We start from the raw sequence: 6,976 nt of genomic DNA, 5'->3' as shown, positions 1-6,976 counted from the left end.
CCGCCCGGGTCGGCCGGGGCAACACCGGCGGCGAGGCCCTGTTCGCCCTCGCGTTCCGGCGCGCCCGCGGGGTGGAGGCGGGGGCCGTGCCGGGGCGCACCGGCAGCGACGGCACCCCGGTGTGGCACGCCGAGGGCTGGGCCGCGCTCACGGCCGCAGGCGGGCGGCGGGCCGAGACCCTGCCGGGGCGGGCCGACGTCGTGGTGGACGCGATGCTCGGCACGGGAGCCCGCGGCCCCTTCACCCTCCCGGACGCCGCCCGGCACCTGCCGGAGCACGCCGCGGTGGTGGCCTGCGATGTGCCCTCGGGCGTGGACGCGGACACCGGTGCCGTGCCGGGGAAGACGCTCCCGTCGGAGCGGACCGTCACCTTCGGCGCCCTCAAGACCGGCCTGCTGCTGGGGGAAGGGGCCCGAGCGGCCGGTCGGGTGCACCTGGTGGACATTGGTCTGGGCCCCCACCTGCCCACCGCCCCGCACACGGGCCTGCACCGGATGGACGCGGCCACCGCTGAGACCCTGCACCCGCGCCCCGATGCCGGGACGCACAAGTACACCCGGGGCCTGGTGGGTGTGGCGGCCGGATCGGCCCGCTACCCGGGGGCTGCGGTGCTGACGGTCGGCGGGGCCCTCGCCGGTGGGGCAGGCATGGCCCATCACGCCGGCCACCCGGCTGCACGCGCGCTCGTGCTGGCAGCCCACCCGGAGGCGCTCGCCTCGGAGCAGGGACCGGCCCCAGAACGGACCGCAGCCTGGGTGCTCGGCCCCGGCCTGGACGCCGACGCCGACGCCCGCGCCGCCCTCGACCGGGTCCGGGACGCTGTGGTGGCCCACCCGGGCACGCCGCTGGTGGTGGACGCGTCCGCCCTGACGCTCCTGACCGCCGAGGACCTCACCGCCTTCCGCCGTGCCGGTGCCCGCGTGCTGCTCACGCCGCACACGGGGGAGTGGGCGGGCCTGCGCGAGCGCCTGCCCGTGCCCGCCGCCGACGCCGTGACCGTCACCGCCGACGGCGCCGGAGAGATCGAGCGCCTGCGCGCCTGGACCGCCGCCCACGGGGTCAGTGTGCTCCTGAAGGGCCCGCGCACCCTCGTGGTCGCTCCCGACGGCGAGGCCTGGCTCATGGACGACGGCGGCCCCGAACTGGCCGTGGCAGGGTCCGGGGACGTCCTGGCCGGGGTCCTCGGCGCCGTGTTCGCGGCCGAGGCCGCCCGCATCCAGGCCCCTGGCACGCCGCTCCGCAACGCCCCGCCCGGCGACATCCGGTCCGGCGACGTCCAGCCCGGCGCCGTCCAGACCGGTGGTGCCTCGGGCGCCGCCCCCGGCTCTGGAGCATCGCGTCCCTCCCTGGCGGCGCTCGCGGCCGCGGGGGCGTGGTGGCATGCCCGTGCCGGCGCCTGGCAGGCCCGGCACGGCCGGGCACGGGCCGGCACCCTGCCGGAGGCGGTGAGCCGGGTGCTCGCCGACGCCTGGTGGGGGACCGCAGGGTCCGGCGAGTGCGAGGATGGACTGCTGTGACCGACCCCTGCCGCACCGCCGCCCCCACCGCCTCCGAGCGCCCCTGCACCCCGACTGGGCACGCGCTGCCGGAACGGGCCGTCGTCGTGGACCTGGCGGCGGTGCGCCACAACGTGCGGGCCCTGCGGGAGCGGCTGCGCCACCCGGACGGAGCCTCCCACCCGGGCGGAACCTCCCTGCCGGACCGAACCGGCCCCGAGCTGATGGCCGTGGTGAAGGCGGACGCCTACGGCCACGGCGCCATCCCCGTGGCCCGTGCCGCCCTGGATGCCGGGGCCGACCGGCTCGGGGTCGCGCACGTCACCGAGGCCCTGGCGCTGCGTGAGGCCGGAGTCCAGGCCCCGGTGCTGGCCTGGCTGCACACTGCGGGCACGGACTTCGCCGCCGCCGTCGCCGCCGAGGTGGCCCTGGGCGTCTCCGGCTGGGAGCTGGAGCACGTGGCCGAGGCCGCCCGCACGGTGGGCAGACCCGCCCTCGTGCATGTGAAGGCGGACACCGGGCTGGGCCGCAACGGGGCCACGGCCCAGACCCTGCCCGCGGTGGCCCGCCGAGCTGCCGAGCTCGAGGCGGCCGGCCTCGTGCGGGTGGAGGGTCTGTTCTCCCACCTCGGTGTGGCCGACGAGCTGGACCGGGCTGCTGAGACGGACGCCCAGCGTGAGGCGTTCGCTGCGGCCGAGGCCACGCTGCGGGCCGCCGGGCTCACCCCGCGCGTGCGGCACCTGGCCAACACGCCGGCCACCCTCACCCGGCCGGACCTGCACCTGGACATGGTCCGTGTGGGCCTGGGCCTGTACGGGCTCAGCCCCTTCCCCGGCCGCTCTCCCGAGAGCCTCGGCCTGCGCCCGGCCATGTCCCTGCGCACCACCCTGGCGAACGTCAAGCACGTCCCGGCTGGGCAGGGCGTGTCCTACGGGTTCCGTTACCGCACCGAGCGGCCCACCCGCCTGGGCCTGGTGCCCCTCGGGTACGCCGACGGCGTGCCGCGCATCGCCGACGGCGCCCCGGTGGAGGTCGCGGGACGCCGGCTCCGGGTGGCCGGGCGTATCGCCATGGACCAGTTCGTGGTGGACCTCGGCCCCGAGGCCACCGAGCAGGTGGGGGACCCGGTGGAGCTGTTCGGCCCGGCGTCGGGGATCTCCGCGGACGCCTGGGCCGAGGCCGCCGGCACCATCAACTATGAGCTGGTCACCCGCCTGGGCGCCCGGGTGCCCCGCCTGCATGTGGACTCCGAGACCTCCGCGACCTCCGGGAAGGACCATCCGTGACCCCTCTGCCGCCCACCCCCACCCTCACCGCGCAGGTCCGGCTCGACGGCGCCGCCGGCACCCGTGCGTTCGCCGCCTCCCTGGCGGGCGTGCTGCGCCCGGGGGACCTGCTGATCCTCACCGGGGAGCTCGGCGCCGGGAAGACCACCTTCACCCAGGGCCTGGGCGAGGGCCTGGGCGTGCCCGGCGGCGTGATCTCCCCGACCTTCGTGCTCTCCCGCATCCACCCCACCCCGGGGGACGGCCCGGATCTCGTGCACGTGGACGCCTACCGTCTGCGCTCGGGCGGGGAGCTCACGGACCTGGACATCGAGGCGACCGCGGACCGATCGGTCACCGTGGTGGAGTGGGGGCGCGGCCTGGCCGAGTCCCTCGCGGGCTTCCCCGAGGATCCGCAGGCCTCCTGGCTGGACATCGAGCTGGTCCGTGCCCTCGGGGGCGCGGAGCCTGAGGCCTCCCACGACGCCGGTCCCGCCTCGGAGGCGGGGATCGTCACCGACTTCTCCGACGAGGAGGGCGAGGGAGACCAGGAGGTGCGCACCGCCGTCGTGACCGGCTACGGGCCCCGGTGGGCTGGCGTGCGCCTTCCGTAGACTGGCCGGCATGGCCCTGCTGCTCGCGCTCGACACGTCCGCCGCCGCCTCCGTGGCCGTCCTCGCGGACGGCCGCCCGCAGGCGGTGTGGTCCACGGAGGACACCACCAGCCACGCCGAGGCCCTCGCCCCGGCGGTGACGCAGGCCCTGGCGGAGGCCGGGGTGTCCGGCGCGGAGCTGGACGCCGTCGTGGTCGGTGTGGGCCCGGGGCCCTTCACGGGGCTGCGGGCCGGGCTGGCCACCGCGCAGGCGCTCGGCTTCGCGTGGCAGGTGCCCGTGCACGGCGTCCGCAGCCTCGACGCGCTCGCCCACCGGGCCGGTGTGGACGCCTTCGAGCACGGCACCGAGGAGTTCGTGGTGGCCACCGACGCCCGGCGCCGTGAGGTGTACTGGGCGCACTACGCGCAGGTCGGGGGGCAGCCCACCCTGCTGCACGGCCCCTTCGTCACCGCTGCGGAGCATGTGACCCCGCTGCCTGCCTATGGTGCCGGGGCCGGCCTCTACCGGGACCGCCTGCACGCGGTGGCGGGCTGGGAGGGCGAGGTGCCCGACGCCGTCGCCCTGGGGCAGGTGGCCGAGCTCGCCCTGCGCCGTGGGCGCGGCATCCTGCCCCCGACGCCGCTGTACCTGCGGGAGTCGGACGCCAAGGTGCCGGCTCCCCGCCGCCGGGCCGGCGCATGAGCGCGGCGGTGCCGGACGGGTTCCTGATCCGCCCCATGACCCTGTGGGACGTGCCCGAGGTGCTCCAGCACGAGCCTGCCCTGTTCCCCCTGGACGCCTGGCCGGCGCGGTTCTACGAGGAGGAGTTGGCCCAAGCCGGCCCTGCCGGGGGTCTGGACGCCCACGGCCGCCCCGCCACCCGCGACTACCGGGTGGTGGTGCGGGACGAGACCGGCAGCGGCGGGCAGGGTGAGCCGGGGGAGATCGTCGGCTACGGCGGGATCATGGTGCTCGGTGGCCTCGCGGACGTGCAGACCGTCGGCACCGTCGCGGCCGTGCGCGGGCGTGGTCTCGGCGCCGCCCAGCTGGACTGGATGGTGCAGGAGGCGGCCCTGCGCGGAGCCGAGGCGCTGCTGCTGGAGGTGCGCGCCTCCAACCACGCCGCCCGGCGCCTGTACGGGCGCGCGGGCTTCGACGCGATCGACGTGCGCCGTGCTTACTACCCGGGCGGGGAGGATGCCGTCGTCATGCGCCGCCCGCTGGCCGCTCACTAGGATGGGGCGCATGTCCGCCACCGCCTCCGCCCCCCTCGTGCTCGGCATCGAGTCCTCCTGCGATGAGACCGGCGTCGGCGTCGTGCGCGGCGCGCAGCTGCTCGCCCACGAGGTCGCCTCCTCCGTGGAGGAGCACGTCCGGTTCGGCGGGGTGATCCCGGAGATCGCCGCCCGCGCCCACCTGGAGGCCCTCGTGCCCACGGTGCGCCGGGCGCTCGAGACCGCCGGGGTGGGGCTGACGGACCTCGATGCGATCGCCGTGACCTCCGGGCCCGGCCTGGCCGGGGCGCTCATGGTGGGCGTGGCCGGGGCCAAGGCGCTCGGTGCTGCCACCGGCCTGCCCGTCTACGGCGTGAACCATCTGGTCGCGCATGTGGGCGTGGGCCTGCTGGACGGTGTGCGCCCGGCCGACTGGGACGGCCTGCCCGAGGATCTCGGAGCGCTGCTGGTCTCCGGCGGGCACACCGAGGTGCTGCGTGTGGGGCGGATCAGCGGGGACGTCCGCCTGCTCGGCTCCACCATCGACGACGCCGCAGGCGAGGCCTATGACAAGGTCGCCCGACTGATCGGCGCCGGATACCCCGGCGGACCCGTGATCGACAGGCTCGCCGCCGAGGGGGACCCGAAGGCCTTCCGCTTCCCGCGCGGGCTGACCGCTGGCAAGTTCGTGGGCACGGTGCAGGAGCCTGGCCCGCACCGGCACGACTGGTCGTTCTCCGGGTTGAAGACTGCGGTGTCCCGGGCGGTGGAGCAGTTCGAGGCGCGCGGCCTGGAGGTGCCGCGTGCGGACATCGCGGCCTCCTTCCAGGAGGCGGTGGCGGATGTGATCACGGCCAAGGCGGTGCGCGCGTGCCGTGAGGAGGGGCTCACGCATCTGCTGCTGGGCGGTGGCGTGGCGGCGAACTCCCGGCTGCGGGTTCTGCTGGCGGATCGGTGCCGTTCTGCGGGCATTGAGCTGGTGGTCCCGCCGGTGAACCTCTGCACGGACAATGGGGCGATGGTTGCCGCGCTCGGGGCGCGGCTCGTTGCGGACGGGGTGCCGCCCTCGGACCTGGCCTTCGGGGCGGACCCGGGCCAGCCGGTGGGCGTCGTCAGCCGCTGACGGGCTGTGCCGGGGGCTACGCTCAGCCCCGGCCGCGCTCAGCCGCGCCGTGACCAGCCCACGAGGCCGCGCCGTCCTCAGTCGGCCCGGCCGCGCACCGAGCGCCGGGTGAGGCCGGCGGCGTCGAGGACGACGGCCCGCAGCGGGGCGACCGGGTCGGAGAGGTCTGCGCTCTCTGCAGGCAGGGCGGCGGCGGCCTCGCGCTCGATGCGCCGCTGACGGTCCGCGGCGGGGCCCTGGGCCATCATCACGCGCACGTGCTCCAACTCGGCTTCGCAGCCCAGTTCGCGGGCGGTGGGGGCGAGGCGGTCCAGCTCCTCGGCCAGGTGCTCGGCCACCGGGGCGGTGGTGCCGGAGGGGTCGAGGATCACCCGGGCCTCCATGCCGTAGCGGGCGGCCCGCCACTTGTTCTCCTGCACGTACCACGGCGGGAGGATCGCCGGGGCGTCCGCCCCCCGCTCCAGGTTTGTGGAGAGGTCGTGCACGAGGCACTGGGTGAGGGCGGTGACGGCGGCGATCTCCTCGATGGTGGACATGCCGTCGCAGGCGCGCATCTCCACGGTTCCCAGGCGCGGCACGGCGCGCACGTCCCAGCGGCATTCGGTGGCGTCGTCCACCATGCCGACCTTCACCATCTGGTCGATGCAGTGCTCGAAGTCCGCGTACTCCTCGAACTGGTGGGGCAGCCCGGCGGTGGGCAGCTGCTGGAACACCTGGGTGCGCTGAGACTCGTAGCCGGTGTCCGCCCCGGCCCAGAACGGGGAGGAAGCGGAGAGGGCCACGAAGTGCGGGAAGCGGTTGACCAGCCCGTTCACCACGGGCATGGCCTTGGAGACGTCGTCGAGACCCACGTGAACGTGCACACCGAAGATCAGCATCTGTCGGCCCCAGTACTGGGCGATCTCCACCACACGGTTGTAGCGGTCGTGGTCGGTGACCGGCTGCAGATTCGGCTCGGCGAACGGGTGGGAGCCCTGACAGTACAGGTGCATGCCGCGCCGTTCGGCGGCGTCGAGGATCCCCTCGGCGATTCCGCGCAGCTCCTCGGCGGCGTCGCCCACGGTCCGGTGCACACCTGTGACCAACTCCACAGTGTTCTGGAGCATCTCGGCGGTGACGTGCGGGTGATCGTCGTCGGGGCCGAGGCCGGCGGCCTCCAGTGCGGAGGCGATGACGTCGGGCGCCTCCGGCCGCAGGTCGCCCGTGACGGCGTCCACCAGGGCGAGTTCCCACTCGATGCCGAGCGTGGACTGGGCGGAGTCGGCGAAGGGAAGGGTCATGCCG

7 protein-coding genes are annotated in these 6,976 nt (G+C 75.9%); 6 read left to right on the top strand and 1 reads right to left on the bottom strand.

Annotation, left to right across the window (positions count from 1 at the left end):
- From SPI96_RS08150 to tsaD, 6 genes are all read left to right on the top strand, one after another.
- Positions 1-1,517: bifunctional ADP-dependent NAD(P)H-hydrate dehydratase/NAD(P)H-hydrate epimerase (locus SPI96_RS08150; RefSeq protein ID WP_321081868.1), on the top strand; the 1,517-nt coding region annotated here is incomplete at its 5' end.
- Between the two features lie 65 nt (positions 1,518-1,582).
- Positions 1,583-2,782: an alanine racemase gene (gene alr, locus SPI96_RS08145; protein WP_321081871.1), complete on the top strand. Its 1,200-nt coding sequence runs from the start codon at positions 1,583-1,585 to the stop codon at positions 2,780-2,782.
- On the top strand, positions 2,779-3,375 hold the full coding sequence (gene tsaE / locus SPI96_RS08140) for a tRNA (adenosine(37)-N6)-threonylcarbamoyltransferase complex ATPase subunit type 1 TsaE (protein WP_414601932.1): 597 nt from the start codon (positions 2,779-2,781) through the stop codon (positions 3,373-3,375). Before alr ends, tsaE begins: the two co-directional genes overlap by 4 nt.
- A 10-nt stretch (positions 3,376-3,385) precedes the next feature.
- Complete coding sequence (tsaB, locus tag SPI96_RS08135; RefSeq protein ID WP_321081867.1) at positions 3,386-4,057, top strand: tRNA (adenosine(37)-N6)-threonylcarbamoyltransferase complex dimerization subunit type 1 TsaB; 672 nt, start codon at positions 3,386-3,388, stop codon at positions 4,055-4,057.
- The gene (locus SPI96_RS08130) at positions 4,054-4,590 is read left to right on the top strand and encodes a GNAT family N-acetyltransferase (RefSeq protein WP_321081866.1); all 537 of its coding nucleotides are present in this window, start codon (positions 4,054-4,056) and stop codon (positions 4,588-4,590) included. Before tsaB ends, SPI96_RS08130 begins: the two co-directional genes overlap by 4 nt.
- Before the next feature lie 10 nt (positions 4,591-4,600).
- On the top strand, positions 4,601-5,692 hold the full coding sequence (gene tsaD / locus SPI96_RS08125) for a tRNA (adenosine(37)-N6)-threonylcarbamoyltransferase complex transferase subunit TsaD (protein WP_321081865.1): 1,092 nt from the start codon (positions 4,601-4,603) through the stop codon (positions 5,690-5,692).
- A gap of 77 nt (positions 5,693-5,769) precedes the next feature.
- On the opposite strand, the gene SPI96_RS08120 is transcribed toward tsaD, so the two are convergent.
- Positions 5,770-6,972, bottom strand: coding sequence for a glutamate--cysteine ligase (locus tag SPI96_RS08120; RefSeq protein ID WP_321081864.1), 1,203 nt, complete (start codon positions 6,970-6,972; stop codon positions 5,770-5,772).
- Positions 6,973-6,976 lie beyond the last annotated feature (4 nt).

This window comes from Micrococcus sp. (genome assembly GCF_034179925.1).
In the GTDB taxonomy this organism is placed as follows: Bacteria; Actinomycetota; Actinomycetes; order Actinomycetales; family Micrococcaceae; genus Micrococcus.
This window is presented reverse-complemented; position numbering and strand designations above follow the sequence as displayed.